At 71.6% G+C, this 16,058-nt stretch carries 7 protein-coding genes; all 7 read right to left on the bottom strand.

Going from position 1 to position 16,058, the window contains the following annotated elements:
* Window positions 1-28 precede the first annotated feature (28 nt).
* Entirely contained in the window at window positions 29-2,758 is a 2,730-nt protein-coding gene (locus tag K8640_RS25050; protein WP_223749366.1) for a hypothetical protein, read from the bottom strand.
* Window positions 2,759-2,858: 100 nt separating this feature from the next.
* On the bottom strand, window positions 2,859-3,683 hold the full coding sequence (locus tag K8640_RS25045) for a phospholipid scramblase-related protein (protein WP_223749365.1): 825 nt from the start codon (window positions 3,681-3,683) through the stop codon (window positions 2,859-2,861).
* Between the two features lie 42 nt (window positions 3,684-3,725).
* Window positions 3,726-7,046: a carboxypeptidase regulatory-like domain-containing protein gene (locus K8640_RS25040; RefSeq protein ID WP_223749364.1), complete on the bottom strand. Its 3,321-nt coding sequence runs from the start codon at window positions 7,044-7,046 to the stop codon at window positions 3,726-3,728.
* A gap of 60 nt (window positions 7,047-7,106) precedes the next feature.
* Entirely contained in the window at window positions 7,107-7,793 is a 687-nt protein-coding gene (locus K8640_RS25035) for a 1-acyl-sn-glycerol-3-phosphate acyltransferase (protein ID WP_223749521.1), read from the bottom strand.
* Between the two features lie 110 nt (window positions 7,794-7,903).
* Window positions 7,904-11,452, bottom strand: a complete 3,549-nt coding sequence (locus K8640_RS25030; protein WP_223749363.1) for an AAA family ATPase — start codon at window positions 11,450-11,452, stop codon at window positions 7,904-7,906.
* A complete protein-coding gene (locus K8640_RS25025) occupies window positions 11,449-12,702 on the bottom strand; it encodes a DNA repair exonuclease (RefSeq protein WP_223749362.1) in 1,254 nt (417 codons plus the stop codon). Before K8640_RS25025 ends, K8640_RS25030 begins: the two co-directional genes overlap by 4 nt.
* An 88-nt stretch (window positions 12,703-12,790) precedes the next feature.
* Window positions 12,791-16,048, bottom strand: a complete 3,258-nt coding sequence (locus K8640_RS25020) for a carboxypeptidase regulatory-like domain-containing protein (protein WP_223749361.1) — start codon at window positions 16,046-16,048, stop codon at window positions 12,791-12,793.
* Between the last annotated feature and the right edge of the window lie 10 nt (window positions 16,049-16,058).

Here is a 16,058-nt window from a genome sequence, read left to right as displayed (position 1 = left end):
GCACCCGTGACGCTGGGAATGCCGACGCTCAGAAGCCCCCGAGCTGCGCGCTCGGATGCGCGGTGCGCAACTGGACCAGGGACGCCAGGCAGCTCTGCCACTCACCCTTCGCCATGGAGCCGGTGAACTCCCCGAGCACCGGCGCGATGACCCGGGCGAAGCTCTCGTCCTCCAGGCCCAGATCCCGCACCAGCTCGATGACCCGGCGCTTGGCGACGCTGGCCGACAGGCGCTTCTGCACCTCGCCCTCGCGCGCCTCCTTGGCGCGGCCCGGGGGCAGGCCGAAGAGCATCTTGCGCAGGAACTCGCGCAGGGCCGGCACGTCCGCGAACGGCGCGCCGCCCCCCGTGGCGGGAGCCTCCTTCGCGCCCGCGGGCTTCCACCCCTCCGGCAGGTGCGTGGGGCGGTGCTTCTCCCAGAGCAGGCGCACCGCGAACAGGCCCACCTCGCGGTCCGCGCTCTGCATCAGCCACGTCAGCCGCTCGGCGCCGCCCAGCCTGGCGTAGTGCCGGCGGATGAGCTCCACCGCCACCTCGCGCGTGCTGCGCTTGGTGCTCTCCGTGAGGGAGAAGACCTTCACCGGGTCCAGCTCCTCGGGGTGCAGCACGTAGCGGGCGTCCGCGCCCTCCTCACCCGCGCGCAGGAGCGCGTCGTAGGCCAGGTTGCGGATCTCCTTCGCCTCGGCGTCCGCCAGCTCGTACACCCGCGTGTGCCAGCCCCACGCGCGCAGCTCCGCGCGGGTGACGGCGAGCGCGAAGCGGCGCACGTCGTCGCGCGCGTCGAACAGCGCGGGCCACAGCTTCTCCGGCGTGTACGCCTTGCGCGGCGCCTTGGGCTTGATTTCGTACGACTTCGACTCCGGCTGCTCCGGCCCGATGAGGGGGTGGTGGCAGCGCAGGTACGTCTGGGCGAACGCGCGCACCGGCACCGGCTGCTTGGCGCCCAGCGCCAGCTCGAACAGGCGCTCCAGGCCCGCCGCCGCGTCCCCCGTGTCGCTGAAGTCCGCGGGCGCCACGTACTCGAGCAGGTAGCGGTGCGCGAAGTCGTGCAGCGTCGGGTCCGCGCGCCGCGCCAGCGCCAGCAGCCAGGGCACCGTGAGCTGCCGCGCGGTGAACAGCTTGCGGTTGCCCAGGAGCGCCAGCGCCACGTGCCGGTGCTTCGCGCTGAAGACCAGGCCCTTCACCTTCTCCACGTCCAGCCCCGGCAGGCTGTCCGCGCGCTGCAGCCACGTGGCCACCTGCGAGCCGATGCGCGGGTGCGCCGCCTTGTCCAGGAGCCACTCCGGACCGATGGCCGCCGGCGCGTACGACGACAGCGCCTTCACCACCAGGCCCTCCACCGGGTAAGGCTTCTTCGTCAGCCGCGGGTCCTCCAACAGCTCCTTCCAGAACGCCACCGGCATCTCCCCGGCCGCGTACTTGGACTGCACGTACCCCTTGGCCCAGTTGAGCTGCTCGGAGGTGCCCAGGTACATGTCCCGCAGGAAGCCCGACGTCAGCTCCGCCCGGTCGAACGACTGCTCCAGCGACTTCGCCGCGAACGCCGCCGTGGCCTTGTAGGGCAACAGCCGCCCCAGCAGCTCCATCCCCAGCTCGCGCGGGTTTCGCTTCTCCAACGTGGCGGCCGCGAAGGACTTCACGTCGTTCTCGCCCTTGGCCACCAGCTCCACCAGCCGCTCGGCGGACAGGTCCTGCGCGTGCGCCCGGGCGTACTCGATGGCGTACGTGCGCGCCTTGCCACTGGGTGACATCAGCAGCGCGATGACCGCGTCGTGCAGGCCCAGCTCGCGCAGCTTGCTCTGGTGGAACTCAGGGGAGCCCTGCAGCGTCTCCACCAGGAAGTCGTGGGCGCTGGCCAGGGGGCGACGCGCCAGCCGGTCCAGCCACGCGGGCGTCACCTTGCGCAGGCTCTCCGGGAAGTCCTTGCGCAGGCCCTGGATGGCGAAGCGCGCGGCGGGGTCCGACATGCACGTGTCGAGCAGCCGCATCAGCGCGTCCGGCGAGCGCTTCCACGCCTCCGTGAACGCGCGCTGCTTCACCATGTCGCCCGGCGGCTGGATGCCGAACGAGCCGCCCGTGTAGTTGCCCGTGCCGTGCGCCCAGATGTGGTTCGCCACCCAGACCGAGTACCAGGACGTGTCCTCCTGGTAGTGGCGCAGCACCTCCACGGCGAACTGCGGGTACAGCTCCGGGACGGCGGCGCCCAGGTGACGCAGGTAGCGCCACGCGCGGCGGCGCAGGTACTGGAGCGTCCCGCCGGAGACCTCGTGCTTGTAGGACTGCCGGCGCTCCACGTCGAAGCGCCACGCGAGCACGCCGAACAGCTCCGCGTCGTGGTCGGCCTCGGCCAGCTTGTAGATGCGCTTGAGCCCGCCCCACAGGCCGAACTTCAGGTCCGCGGTGGCCGCCAGCTTGAGCAGCACCGCCCGCGACGCGTGGGTGTTCTTGCGGTACAGCGACACCAGCAGATCCGCCAGCGCCAGCCGCGCGGGCTGGGGCACGTCCTTCTGGGCCAGGAAGCGCTGCCACGCGTCCGCGGAGGCCTCACGCCGTGAGTCGCTGTCGTAGCGGGCCTGCGCCTGGGCGAGCGAGCGCAGCAGCTTCTCGAAGGTGAAGGCGTCCTTCGGCGGGGCCTTGCCTTCCTCCGGCTCCGGCTCCTCCTGCTCCAGGAGGGCAAGCACGGCATCGGCCAGGTCCGGTGACTCCGCCTGGGCCAACCGCTCGAGGTCTGCTGCGTTCAGCGCGTCGCTCGTCGACATGGGCCAGGGGACTTAGCACATGCCGCCACTGCTGGCAGTGTGCGCACGCCCGCGTCCAGGTCTTCTCGCTTTCGGATGTTCCGCGACTCGCAGGAAGCCCTCAATCCACGATGTCCACGCCGGTGCCGAACAGCGAGCGATTCTTGCGGTTGTCGAAGTAGGTCAGGTCCACCAGCAGCGCGGCGGCCAGCACCAGTTGACGCAGCCGGCCGTCGGTGCACGAGGGCTGGAACTCCAGGCTGAAGTTGTCCGCGTCGCTGAAGGTCTCCTGCAGCAGGCCGCTCCACTTCTTGCGGATGACGGCCACCTGCTCGCCGCGCTGGAGGATGCGGAACGTCCACGGCTTCCAGAAGGGCCCCTCCACCGTGGCCAGCACCGCGCCGGTGGGCGACACGATGTCGAAGCCCCGGCCGAACAAGCGGAAGCGCTGGACGATGTCCCCCATGGGCCGGCCGTCCCACGCCGTCACCTCCGCGCGGGCGAAGAAGAGGTGCCAGGGCAGCTCCACCGCCATCGCCAGCGTGCCGCCCAACGTCATGCACTCCAGCCGGGCGCGGTAGAAGGGCCAGAAGTTCCGCGCCAGCCGCGACATCCAGCCCTCGCCCGTCTCGCCCACGTACACGGTGCCCCGGCCATCCTCGCCACAGACCTCGTACTTGTTCTTCCCCTCCCAGCCGATGAGGATCTCCAGCGTCTCGCGGAACTGGCGCATGCGCAGCGTGGCCGACGTCAGCACGGCCTCCAGCGACAGCCGCAGCTCCAGGCTCATGTAGCGCGGGTCTCCCGGAGCCCCCTTGCCCGCGAGCGCCTGCGCGGGCTCCTCGGGAGGGGTGGACGGCGCGTCCCGGGGCTCGGAGCGTGCCTTTCGAGCGCCCCAGTCCAGCTCCAGCTCCGAGTCGGTGCCCCACCCTGGCTTGTCACCCATGGAAGCAGGGCTTAAGCGGCATCCCGCGCGGACGCAAACGCCTCACTCGGACTCCGAATCCTCCGCCACCTCGATGGGCTCCAGGGGGTGCCAGGTGGGCTGGACGTCGAGCGTGACGGCGCCGCTCGCGGGCAGGTCCACCTCGCCCCGATGCACCTGCTCCCGGCGCGTGTCGAAGTTCAGGCTGCTGAAGAAGAACGTGTAGTGCCCGGCGGGCAGCTCCTCGAACGTGGTGTCGGTGTGGGGCCAGGACTGGACCGCCAGCCTCCGGCCCAGCTGCTCCAGCTCCAGCAGGGACTTGGGCAACGGCACGTCGCCGGGGAACAGGTAGGTGTTCAGGATGGCCACGCGCTCGTTCATCATCATCGTCCCCCGCGCGGGGAGGTTGAGCTTCAGCGTCGTCGCGCCCGCCATCTCCTGGAAGTGGAGCACCTTGCGCTCGCTCGGGCCCAGGCGCACGCGCTGGGGGAGGAAGCGCACGGAGTCGCCCTGGAAGCTCATGTCCTCCCCGGGCGCGACGGCGTACTCGCCGGGCGGCAGGCCCGAGACGCGGAACGTCCCGTTGCCCCGCTCCACGTCCAGGGCGTCCTCGGGGGAGAGCAGGTTCACCACCTGGACGTGGGTGTCCACGGGGCGGCCCTCGCGGTCCTTCACGGTGCCCTCCAGGCGCGCGCCGGAGGACATGCGCAGCTCCAGCGGCGCGCTGCTGTCGCCCACCTGCTCGCTGAGCGGCAGGTAGTCCGGATGGGTGAGCGTCAACACGAGCGGCCCGGGCTCGAGGGGTGGGAGCTCGAAGGTGCCATCCGCGCGGGTGATGGCCGACGCGAGCGAGGGCGGTCCCTCGTCCAGGTCCTCCGAATCCTCGTCCCGGCGCGCCCCGGCGCCAGGCGACTTCACGTCCACCTCCACGCCCACCACCGGCGCGGAGGTCCGCGCGTCCAGCACGCGGCCGCGCAGCCGGCGTCCGGCCTTGAGCACCACGTCGCCCAGGTCCAGGTCCTGGCCCCGGGGGACCTCCACCTGGCGCACCACGCGCGTGAGCCCCGGGGCATCGAGGGTCAGCCAGGTGGTGCCCGGCTGCTCCAGGGACACCTGGAAGGCGCCGTTGGCATCACGGTATGGCACGTCGTCGATGTTGAAGCGGGTGACGGGTGTGCCGTCCTCTCGCACCAGGCGCCCGCGGACTCCGCCCACGTAGCGCACCACCAGCCTCAGGTCCGTCACGCCCGCCTGCGCCTGCACGCCCGAGATGCGCCGGGGGTCGTCGACGTCTGTCGCCTCGTCCGCGCCGCGCAGCGTGTAGCCCGCCATCGTCAGGTCCACGCGGTAGCGCCCCGGCGACAGGTGCTCGAGCGTGAAGCGCCCGTGCTCGTTGGACTGGGCCTGCGCGGGAGGGGGCAGGGGCGCGTGGTGTCCGAACCGTCGCCGGCCCGAGTCAGGCTCGGTCAGCGGATGGGCGAAGACGCTCGCGCCGGGCTGGGGCGTGCCGGCCTCGTTCACGACGAGCCCGGAGATGGACAGGCCTCCGTCCATCCGCACCGTCACCGTCTGCGTCTCGGTGGCCGTCAGCGTCACGTCGACGGTGGCCTCCCCCACGCCGCTGTGCTCGAGCGAGGCGCGCAGGACGAACCGGCCCGCTGGCGCGCCCTCCAGTCGGAAGGCGCCCTGCGCGTCGCTGCGCACCCAGATGGGCACGGGCTCCTCCTGGCCCGCGGGCGTCAGCGTGATGGCCACGTTCGGAATCGGGGTGTCCTTCAGGTCCACCACGGCGCCCACCACGCGCGCGCCCGGCTGCATCACGACGCGGACGTCCTGGGCGGGCGCCTCCACTTCCAGGGTGGTCGCGAGGAACCCCTGTGCATCGGGCGTGAGCCGGTGGAGGCCGGGCGAGGGGAGGTTGAGCACGAAGCGCCCCGCGTCATCCGTCAGCGCGTCGATGACCGGCCCATCCGCGAAGGGCGCGTCCGGGTCTCCATGCTCCAGGTCATGGGGCTTGCCGTCGCGTCGGCCCTTGGGCTGACGCAGCCACTTCATGGCGGAGAGGGTGATGTCCGGCAGCGGTGTGCCCGCCGGGTCGACCACGATGCCCTCGATGACGAAGGCGCGCTCCATCGTGAGCTCCACGGGGGGCGTGCGATGCGTGACCTCCACCTCGGTGGTCTCGGTGGGAAGGAAGCCCTTGGCCGACACCGTGAAGTGGTGGGTTCCCAGCGTCGCCTCTTCCAGCTCGAAGCGCCCGTCGGCTCCCGTGACGGCTTCCGTGTCGGTGTAGACGGTGCCGCGTGAGTTGGCGAGCACCGTGGCGCCCTCGATGGGCTGGCCCGCGGTGTCGCGCACCACGCCCGTCACCCGCACGAGCGTGCCCAGGCGCACCGTCACCTCCGCCTCGGTCTGCTCCTCGTCGAGGGTCGTCTCCGTCTGGCCCTGGTGCTGTCCGTGACGGGCCTTCAGCACGTAGTCGCCCGGAGGCAATCCCTCCAGGACGAAGCGCCCGCGCGCGTCCGTCTCGGCGGTGACGCGGGTGTCGACGACCTCCACCTGGACGTTGGCGACGGGCTGCTCGTCGAGGAGCACCTGGCCCACGATGTTGCGGGGCCGGTGGAGCACGATGTCCTCCGCCTCCAGCTCATCGGGCGAAATCGCCCGCATGCACGGACCGACCCGCTGGTCGTCGTCCACCTGGAGTCCGTAGGTGCTCGCGGGCAGCGGGCCCAGCGTGAAGCGGCCGTCGCCGTTGCTGGTCGTCTGGAAGAAGCGCGAGTGTGCGGTGTGGAAGAGCGTCAGCTTCGAGCCCGCCACGGGGCGCAGGGCCTCGTCCACGACGCGGCCGGTGAAGACGACGCTCGGCTCGAGCACCAGCTCCACGTCCTCCGTCCCTGTCGTCACCTCCGTCGCCAACGCGGCGCCCTTCGCGCCCACGGCCCACAGCGCGACGGTGCCCTCGGGGAGGTTCCGCACCTCGAAGGCGCCCTCCGCGTCCGTGGTGACGCGCGCCACCACGGGCGTGTCGCCGCGGCCCGCCTGGATGAGGTCGCGCAGGGTGGCGAGCATGTCCGGGTCCTCGCACTCCGCCGCGGAGAGCGGGGGGTCGACGTCGGTTCCACAGGGGCGCAGCGAGAGCGACTCGCCGGGGAGGGCGCGCGAGACGGAGAGCTCCACGCCTGGGGCGGGGCTCTTGTCGGCGGCGAGCACGCGGCCGCGCAGGCTCAGCGTCCCGCGCACCTGGGCCAGCGGCGCGCTGTAGGAGGGGGTGACGGAGGCCGGCGAGGTGGAGGGCTCGGGGGGCGACTCCTGGACGAGGACGAAGGCCGCGCCCAGGGCGAGCACCGCGAGCGTGAGCGCCAGCACCAAGGGCCTTCGCATGGTTCCCTCCCCGTTGGAGGCCCACGGTAGCAGGGCTTCCGGCAGGAAGTCGCCAGGGGCTCAGGCGCGGGTGGAGAGCGCTTCCAGGCGGGCCTTCTCGGCGACGATGAGGTCGCGGACGTGGTCACGCAGCGCGGCGACGTCCTGGAAGCCCGAGGGGTCCACCGGAGGCATCACCTGCACGTGGCAGTGCGCGGAGGTCTCCAGCACCAGGCCGTGCTTGGGAAGGGTGCGCGCGGTGCCGGTGAGGACGATGGGGATGATGGGGCACTGCGTCTTGAGGGCGAGCGCGAAGGCGCCGTCCTTGAAGGGCTTGAGCTGGCCGTCCTCGGAGCGCGTGCCCTCGGGGAACATGAGGATGGGGACGCCGCGCGCGAGCCACGCCTCGGACTGGGCCAGCATCTTCAGGATGCTCGCCTTGTCGCCACGCACCAGCGGCACGTAGCGGTTGAGGTGCATGTTCCAGCCGATGAGGGGCAGCTTGAAGTTGGCGGCCTTGGAGACCCACTTGAAGGGGCGGTACAGGCCGAAGAGCACCAGGATGTCGCCGAGCGACTCGTGGTTGGACACGAGCACTGCGGCGCCCTTCCACGGCAGGTGCTCGCGGCCGTCCACCTTCAGGTGCCACAGCGGATTCACGTAGAAGTAGAGCTGCGCCCAGAAGCACGAATACAGGTGCAGCACGAGCCCGTTCCGGTCGAAGGGCGTGGTGAGCGCCCACACCACGACGGCCCCGAGGAAGAGCAACAGGCTGGAGATTCCGAGGAACGTCCAGAAGACGATGGAGAACAGGAGTCGAATGGCGCGCAGTGTGCCACAGGCTCGCGAGGGGGAAAGCAGGGAGTTGGGCGCGCCCGTCATCCCGCTCTGCGCGCGGTGGAGGCGTCGTGGGCGTCGAGCACGAGCAGGCGCGCGCCCTCGGCCTCGAACAGGGTGCGCAGCCAGGGGTGGCAGGTGAAGGCAATGACCTGTTGTTGCTCGGCGAGCCGGGCGAGCAGGTGGATGGCGCCTCGGGCCCGCGTGGGGTCGAAGTTCACCAGGATGTCATCCACGATGAGCGGCAGCGCCCCCCGGGTCTCCCCGAAGTCGCGGACCACGGCGAGCCGGAAGGCGAGGTAGAGCTGCTCACGGGTGCCGCGCGAGAGCTGGGCGGCGGGCCAGTCGCGCTGACCGTCGCTGACGCGCAGCTCGCGCTCGTCACCGGCGGGGATGAACACGCGGCGGTAGCGGCCCTCGGTGAGCAGCGCGAAGTGCTCGGAGGCGAGCTGCACCACGCGGGGCTGCTGCTCCTCCTCGAAGCGATGGCGGGCGCGGTTGAGCAGGGCGAGGGCCAGCTTGTCCTCGGCGTAGCGGGTGGCGAGCTCGGCGACCTTGGCGCGGAGGGTCTCCTCCTGGATGCGCAGGCGTGAGAGCAGGTCGTCGTTCTCCCACTGTTCGAGCTGGTTCTGCGTGGCGCCCTGCTCGGTGAGGACGTCCTTGAGCTTCGACTGTGCCTCCGAGTGACGCGAGCGCACCTGTTCCAGCGTGACGCGCAGCCCGTCCGCGCCGCCGAGGGAGCGGAGGGCCTCGCGGACCTGCGCGTCGGAGAGCCCGGTGCGCGCCTCGATGCGCTGGGCCAGCTCGCGGGTCTGCCGGACGAGCCCGGCGTGGCGGCGGGCCTGCACGGCCCGACGACGGAAGGTCTCCTCGTCACCACCGCCACCTTCGTGGAGCAGGGCGGCGAGGGCTGCGTCCTCGGCCTGACGGAGCGTATCGAGGCGCGCCTTCTCCTCGCGCAGCTCGCGACGACGCTCGTCCACGGCGCGCCGCTCGGTCTCGCGTTCACGGTCCGCGTCGAGGGCCGAGTTCACGCTCGCGACGAGTGCCTCCGTGGTCCTGGAGGAGAGGAGGTCCTCGTCGTGGAACGAAGCACCTCCGTCGAGCGCCGGAGGGATGCGAGCCGCGCGGAGGCCCGTCGTGCTGGACGCCGTGAGGGTCACGGGCGACGAGGCCTCGGTAAACGCATCGCGGCTCGACGAGCCCGAAGCGTTTCGCAAGGACGTGTGTGAGTCCGCCGTCCTGGTGAAGTGAAGGGCGCCTTCGTGGGTCGGAGTTCCGTCTGGCGACGCCGGACCCGTCAGCGCGTGGGGGCGCTCCGTGCCGCTCGCGGCGAGTGCCACGGGCGTATTCAGGGACAAGGACCCGGTCGGCGCCTCGAGGCCCGACGAGACGGACCCCGCCTGGGTGCGCCCGGACGCGTTCGTGAACAGTCCCCTCGTCAGCTCATGGAGCCGGTTCACCACCGCCGCGCAGGTGTCCTCATCCGCGTTGACGGCGGCCTCCTCGGCGCTCACGTCCTGCCATCGCTGTCGGAGCGCGGAGGCCTCCCGCCACAGCGTCAGCGCCGCGGGCGCGGGCAATCCCGAGGGGAACTTCCGTGACGCCAGGCACACCGCGAGCTCGGCGTTCAGCGTCGCGAGCCGCCCCTCATGTCCACGCAGTGTCTCGCCCGCCTGTCGCTCATCACGCGAGGCCACATCATGGCTGGCACGCAGCACGTCCCGCTCGCGCAGCAGCACCTCGCGCCGTCCCGCCTTCTCCAGCAGATCCGCCAGCATGCCCTCGCGCACGGTGATGTCCGCGAGCGTCGCCAGCGGCGCGAGCCCCGCTTCCATCGACGCCGTGAGCAGCTCCCGATGCAGCACCTCCTCGCGAGCCGCCAGTCCCGCGAGCGTCGCGCGGAGCCGCTCCTCCGTCTGCTGTCGCTCCCGCAGCCGCGCCGCCTGCGCCGCGCGCTCCACATCGCGAGCCGACTCCACGCGCCGCCGAGCCAGCTCCACCAATCCCGTGAGCAGCAGCCCACCCGCGAGGCACATCGCCCCCGCCGCCGAGCCACCCATCAACCACGCGCCCACGGCCAGCGCCACCACGATGGCCGCGGCCGCCGGCACCCACCACACCGGAATCACCGCGACGTTCGGCGCCCCAGGCCCCACGCCGGAACTGCGAGAGCCCTCGAGCTGTCGCCGGGTCTCCTCCTTCTTCTCCCCCAGCCGCTCCAGCTCACCGCGCACATCGCGCATCCGACGTGAGCCCGCCTGCTGTTGCCGCACATGCGAGGGCCGCACATCCGGCAGCTCCGCGAGCTCCGCCTCCAACCGCGCGAGCACCCCATCCAACCGCTCCCGCTCGGAGCGAGCCCGCCCCCAGGCGGCGAACGACTCCCGCCGTCCCGTCTCCTCCGCCTCCAGTCGCGTCGACAGCGACTCCAGCCCCGCGCGAGCCCCCGCGCTCAAGTCGAGCCCCATCAACCCCACGCCATCGACGCCGAGCCCCAGCTCCTCCAGCGACATCTCCACCTGACGCCGCTTCACCCGCAGCGCCGCACGCCGGGCCGGCAGCGCGCGAATCCGCTCCGAGTGCTCCGCATACGAAGCCAGCGCCGAGCGCAGCGCCTCCTCCCGCCCCTGCACCGGCGAAGGCGTGGACAACCGCGTCAACTCCGCCTCGGTGGACGACAGCTTCTCCGCGAGCCGGGCCACCTCACCGCGATAGCTGCGACTGCGCTGGAGCGCATCCTCCAGCCGCGCCTCGCCACCCTCGGGGAAGGTCTCCAGGGACGGCAGGCCCTCCAGCTCCGCCCGGGCCTCCGCCAGCGCCGTGACTTCACTCAGCGCCGAGGCCAGGCGCTCCAGCCGCTCCAGCTCACGCCCGTCCTCCAGGACCCGAGTCTCCAGCCCGAGCAGCTCCCCGCCCAGCGCCTCCAATCGCTCGCGCTTCGCGAAGTAGAGCGCGGGCCGGTTCCCCTGCTCGCGGAGCTGCTCCTGGACCTCCTCCAGCTCACGGAGCTTCACGTTCAGCTCGGGGTTCGTCCCGCTCGGCTTGTAGAGCCGCTCGGCGCTCTTGCTCAGCGCGGACATCGCCTCCGGCAGTCGCCGGGCCCCGCGCATGCTCGCGGCCACCAGCGCATCGGAGGCACCCCGAGCCTCCGTGAGCTGCTCGAAGCCCGCGAGCTCCTCCAGCCGGAAGGCGAAGACATCGAAGTACAGCTCCCGCGTGACATGTCCCCGCGCGTCCTTCAGGCGCTCCTCGGACACCGGCTCGCCATCGGCCCCGAGCACCGTCAGGCTCTCGGCCTTCCGTCCGCGAGGCGTCGCCATGCGCCGCACCGTCAACGGCCCCGTCGCCGTGAGGAGCCGCAGCTCACCGCCGAAGGGCGTGTCCTCCTCCGAGGGCGCATACCGCTCCGGATGCCCGCGCTTCTCGAAGCCGAACAGCATGGCGCGAAGGAAGGCGAGCAGCGTGCTCTTGCCGGCCTCGTTGGGCCCGTACATCAGGTGCAGCCCGGGGCCCAGCTCCAGCGACAGCTCGGAGAAGTGCCCGAAGCGTCGCACCCGCAGCGAGTCGATGCGCAAGCCTGGCTTCATGCCCCGTCCTCCTCGTGCAGCGCCTCGACGCCCAGCAGGCTCGCGCGGGACACCCACTCCTTGCGAGGCGTCTCCAGCACCTCCACGCCCAGGCGCTTCAGCTTCTGTCCCAGGCTGCCGAGCGCCTCCTCCTCCCACAGGCGCGTCAACGCCCCCGGGTCCTCCTCCAGCGCGCGAGCCTCCTCCAACAGCGTCCGAGCGAAGCCGCCCTCCGCCGTGAGCGCATCCCAGTCCAGCTCGGGACGGCTCGAATCCCGCAGCGACTCCAGCAGCACCGGAGGATGTCCCGCCGCCAGCTTCGCGCGAAGCCCCTCCTCCAGCTGCGAGAGCGCCCCCGGACGCGCCAGCTCCCGGTGCAGCGGCCCGCGTCCCGTGAGCACCACGCGCACCGCGTGCCCGTCCAGCTCCTGGGTACATGCCGCGTCCACGGCCTCGCTCAGCGTGCCCATCAACCCATCCAGCGTGGCCACGCCCGTGAGCGGCACCTCCACCCGATGCCAGCGCACCGTGTCCACGGGTACGAAGCGCCGCCGCGTCCCGCCGTCCTCCACCTCCACCAGCACGCAGCCGCGCTCACCGGTCTCCAGCACGTGCCGGCCCTGCGGATTGCCCGGGTACACCGCGAGCCCGCCGCCGGGGAGCGTCAGCTCGCCGCGCGTGTGCACGTGTCCCAGCGCCCAGTAGTCCAGCCCGCGCGAGCCCAGCCCCGCGGGAGTGCAGGGGGCGTAGTTCGCATGGCCCTCGGCGCCGCCCAGGTTCGCGTGCAGCAGGCCCACGCTGAAGCCCTCGCCGGTGCGACGGAAGCGCGAGGACAAATCATCACGCACCTCCACGTCGGGATACGAGACACCCTGCACGCGGCACAGCCGGCGGCCCTCGCGCCGCACCTCGGCCTCCTCCCAGTCCGGGCCGAAGACCTTCACCGAGGACGGCAGCCCGAGCGTCCCCGTGTCGCCGCTGAGCGGATCATGATTCCCGTGGACGATGAATGCCTCGATGCCCGCGACGTGCAGCCGCTCCAGCTCGCGGCGCAGGACGAGCCGCGCGCGCACGGAGCGGTCCTTCACCTCGAACAAATCGCCGGCGAGCAGGAGGAAGGCGACGCGCTCGCGCAGACACAAGTCGACGATGCGCGCCAGGGCGCGGAAGGTAGACTCCTGGAACCGGGTCAGCAGCGGACCGTGGGCGGCGATGCCGCGGAAGGGAGTGTCCAGGTGCAGGTCGGCGGCGTGGACGAACTTGAAGTGCATGGCGGGCCCCGCACCGTACCTGAAGCACGGCGCGGCACTCGTTTCCAGCCCGCAGACGCACGCGCGATGTCCGACAGTCGCGAGGCGGCTACTCCTGGGTGACGTCGAGCCTCCGCCACGCGAGCTGTAGCGTGCGAGACATCGTGCCACTCGCGGGGATGTCCAGCTCCTCGGTGTGGAAGCGACCGAGCGCGTCGGGCGTGAGGAAGAAGACGGTGACCCTGCCCTGCGGGATATGGGCGAACACCACTTCGGTGTCCCCCACCTCGTAGGTGCCGGAGATGCCCTGGAACATGACCTGGCGGAGCGCGGCGGGGCTCGTGGGCGGAGGCACGCTGCCGGGCACCAGCGCCATGTCCACGCCTTGGTCCGTGGGCACGCTCAGCCGCACCGTGGCGCCGCCCGCTGCGGGCTTGAACTGCACGGACACTTCGCCGCTCGAGGGCACGTTCACCTGTTGTGGCAGGTAGGCCAGGGAACGGCTCTGCCGACCGCGAGGCTCCATCCGCAGCGTGTACTTCCCGGGGTTGAGCGCGCTCGCCTTCCCGGCGCCGTTCTCCAGGACGATGGCGCCCTCGGCGCCCGGGCCCTGATAGCTGACGAAGCCGTCGATCTTCTTCCCCTGCGCATCGCGCGCCGTCACGTTCAGCCGAGCGCCGGGGTCCATGCGCACCGTCACCTCGGTCTGCGTGGCGTTGATTGAGACGCGCTGCTCGCGGTAGCGCTCATGCAGGAACAGCCGGAGCGTGAGGGGACGGGCCTCCAGCTTGCCCAGGTCGAAGCGGCCGTCGCGGTCCGTGGTTTTCAGGACGAGCTGCCGGGGAAAGTTGATGCCCTCGTCGCGCAGCTCGCTGTCGAGCGCCACCAGGACGTTCTCCGCGGGCTCTCCCGTCGTCGCGTCCAGCACGACGCCCGTGAGCGCGCGGCCCGCCTCGAGCCGGATGTCCCCCAGGTCGACGTCGGCAGACGCTTCGCCGCCTTGCACGGCGCGAGACACGGTGGGCAGCCCCTCCGCGCTGAAGACGAACTGGGCGCGTCCCGCCGAGGAGTGGTTGGGGAGCGAGAAGGTCCCGTCCTCGGACTCCAACTGCTCCGAGTTCACGCGGAAGCGGGGGATGGGCGCGCCGTCGGGGCCGAGGAGGCGACCTTTGACGTGCGAGTGCCGCTTCATCACGAACCGGGCCTGCTGCGTGTCCGCCTGGATGAAGAGGTCCTCGGAGCCCGTCGCCGCCGGGCTGGAGGAGGGCGTGGAGCGCTCCGGCAGCAGGGTGTAGCCGTGCTTCGTGGCGGCGAGCCTGTACCCGGTGGCCTCCAGGTGTCGGAGCACCGCGCGTCCGTTCGCGTCCGTGCCGACGCCCGAGGCGAGCCGATGCATCTCCGAGTATTGCTCCTCGGAAGTGGGGACCAGCGGCTTGGCTTGCACCAGGGCCTTCTCCACGGGCTGTCCGGAGGTGTCGACGACGAGCACCTCCACGGAGCGCTCCTCGGGCAGTCGCATCGTCACCTTCGCCACGGCGCCGTCGCGCACCTCCACCTCGGCCTCGGCCTTGCGGTCCACGCTGGGGGACGACCGCCTCGCGAAGATGCGGTAGCGCCCGGGGGCGATGCCCTGGCGACGGAAGACGCCCTGGTCATCCGTGCCCATCGTCTCCAGCGGTTCTTGGGCCTCATCGCCCGCGTCCACCCGCCCCAGGACCACATGGAAGCGCGGCATGGGTTGCCCTCGTGAGTCCGTCACGGTGCCTTCGACGGTGCCACCGGCGCTCAGCGTCAGGAGCACGTCCTTGGCGGGGGCGGGCGTCGACAGGGTGAACGGGACGAAGCGCTCGCTGAAGGTGAGCACCTTGTAGTCACCGGGCTCGGTGGCATCGAGCACGAAGGAGCCGTCCTCGGCCGAGAAGGTGCTCTCCTGGGGCTCGAAGTCCCCGGCGTACTCGACGATGCGGTGCAGGTCGAGCTTGATGCCCGCGAGCGGACGTCCCGCGCCGTCGACGACGCGGCCGGTGACGGACGTGGCGCGCGTGAGGGTGAAGTCCTGGGAGCGCATGTTGGAGGACATGACGCGCTCCTCGGCCTGGAACATGTCCACGTAGCCGTCGGCCTCGATGGTGAAGTCCCAGCCTCCGGGAGCGACGGGCCCCGCGCGGTAGCGGCCGTCCGGGCCGGTGAGCGTCTCCATCTCCTCGACGCGTGAGCGGTCCGTGGAGCGGAGCTTCACGCGGGCCTTGGCCACGGGGGCGCCCTGGTCGTCGAGGACGCGGCCCTCGACACCGAGCGCCTCACCGAGGTTCAGTGTCACGGGGGACGAAGGCGTCTTGCCCAGCTCCACCAGGGCGCGTGCGTACTGGCCTTCGTGTTCGGCGGTGAGCCGGTAGTGACCGCTGCCGGGCTCGAAGGTGAAGCGGCCTTGCGCGTCCGTCTTCGCGCGCAGCGGCGGCCTGTCCTCCATGACCTTCTCGCGGGAGGCGAGCACCTCCACGTCCTTCACGGGAGCGCCATTCGAGAGGACCCGGCCGGTGAGCGTATGTCGACGGCTCAGGCGGATTTCGTGAGGCTCCTCGCGGAGCTGGAGCCAATCGAGTGTCGGACTCCAGTCCTGCTTCGCGGCGAGGACGACGTAGGAGTCGAAGGGAAGGGGGCCGAGCTTGAAGTGGCCCCGTGCATCGGTGGTCGTGTCGAAGAAGCGGGTGTTGCGCCAGCTCGCGAGCGTGATGGCGACGCCGGGCACGGGGGCGCTGTCCTCATCGAGGACGCGACCGGACATGAACAGCGGGTCGTCGAGCACCAGCGAGACGCCGCTGCTCCCGGCGGGTACCCCCATGCGAGTCCCCGCGCCCTGGGAGGAGAGCGCGAGCAGTGTCTGGGGGCCTTCGGGCAGACCCTCGAGGACGAAGGAGCCATCCTCGGAGGACAGCGTCTCCGCGTGCACGGGGGCCTCGCCCTGACGAGCGAGCAGCAGGGAGACGAGGATGCTCTCGGAGGCGGGCATGCAGTCGACGAGCATCCGAGTCGCCCAGGGCTCCTGGCTCAGCGCATCGTGACGGGAGAGCAGCTCCTTGGGGCAGAGCGTCGCGGACAGCGTCTCACCGTCCTCGGGCCAGGACGCGGAGACACGCGCACCGGCGACGGGCTTGCCCGATGTGTCCAAGACGGTGCCGCGGATGATGAGCCCGGCGCTGGACGGGGGCAGGGGAGCGGACGTGCGAGGCAGCGCGTCGTGCGCGGCGCGAGCCTGTCCCGTGGGCGCGCGAGGAGGAGCCGAGGGCTCACCGCTCCACGGCCGCCACACGAGGAGCACGAGGACTCCGATGACGAGGATGCTGCCCCCCAAGAACCACCTGCGCATGCACGAGCTC

This window comes from Myxococcus sp. XM-1-1-1 (assembly GCF_020037095.1).
In the GTDB taxonomy this organism is placed as follows: domain Bacteria; phylum Myxococcota; class Myxococcia; order Myxococcales; family Myxococcaceae; genus Myxococcus; species Myxococcus fulvus.
The sequence above is the reverse complement of the archived record's forward strand: the minus strand, read 5'-3'. Positions and strand labels throughout refer to the sequence as shown.

Coding starts and splice junctions, on each gene's coding strand:
- K8640_RS25050 (WP_223749366.1), bottom strand. CDS start 2,758: ATGTCGACGAGCGACGCGCTGAACGCAGCAGACCTCGAGCGGTTGGCC.
- K8640_RS25045 (WP_223749365.1), bottom strand. CDS start 3,683: ATGGGTGACAAGCCAGGGTGGGGCACCGACTCGGAGCTGGAGCTGGAC.
- K8640_RS25040 (WP_223749364.1), bottom strand. CDS start 7,046: ATGCGAAGGCCCTTGGTGCTGGCGCTCACGCTCGCGGTGCTCGCCCTG.
- K8640_RS25030 (WP_223749363.1), bottom strand. CDS start 11,452: ATGAAGCCAGGCTTGCGCATCGACTCGCTGCGGGTGCGACGCTTCGGG.
- K8640_RS25025 (WP_223749362.1), bottom strand. CDS start 12,702: ATGCACTTCAAGTTCGTCCACGCCGCCGACCTGCACCTGGACACTCCC.
- K8640_RS25020 (WP_223749361.1), bottom strand. CDS start 16,048: ATGCGCAGGTGGTTCTTGGGGGGCAGCATCCTCGTCATCGGAGTCCTC.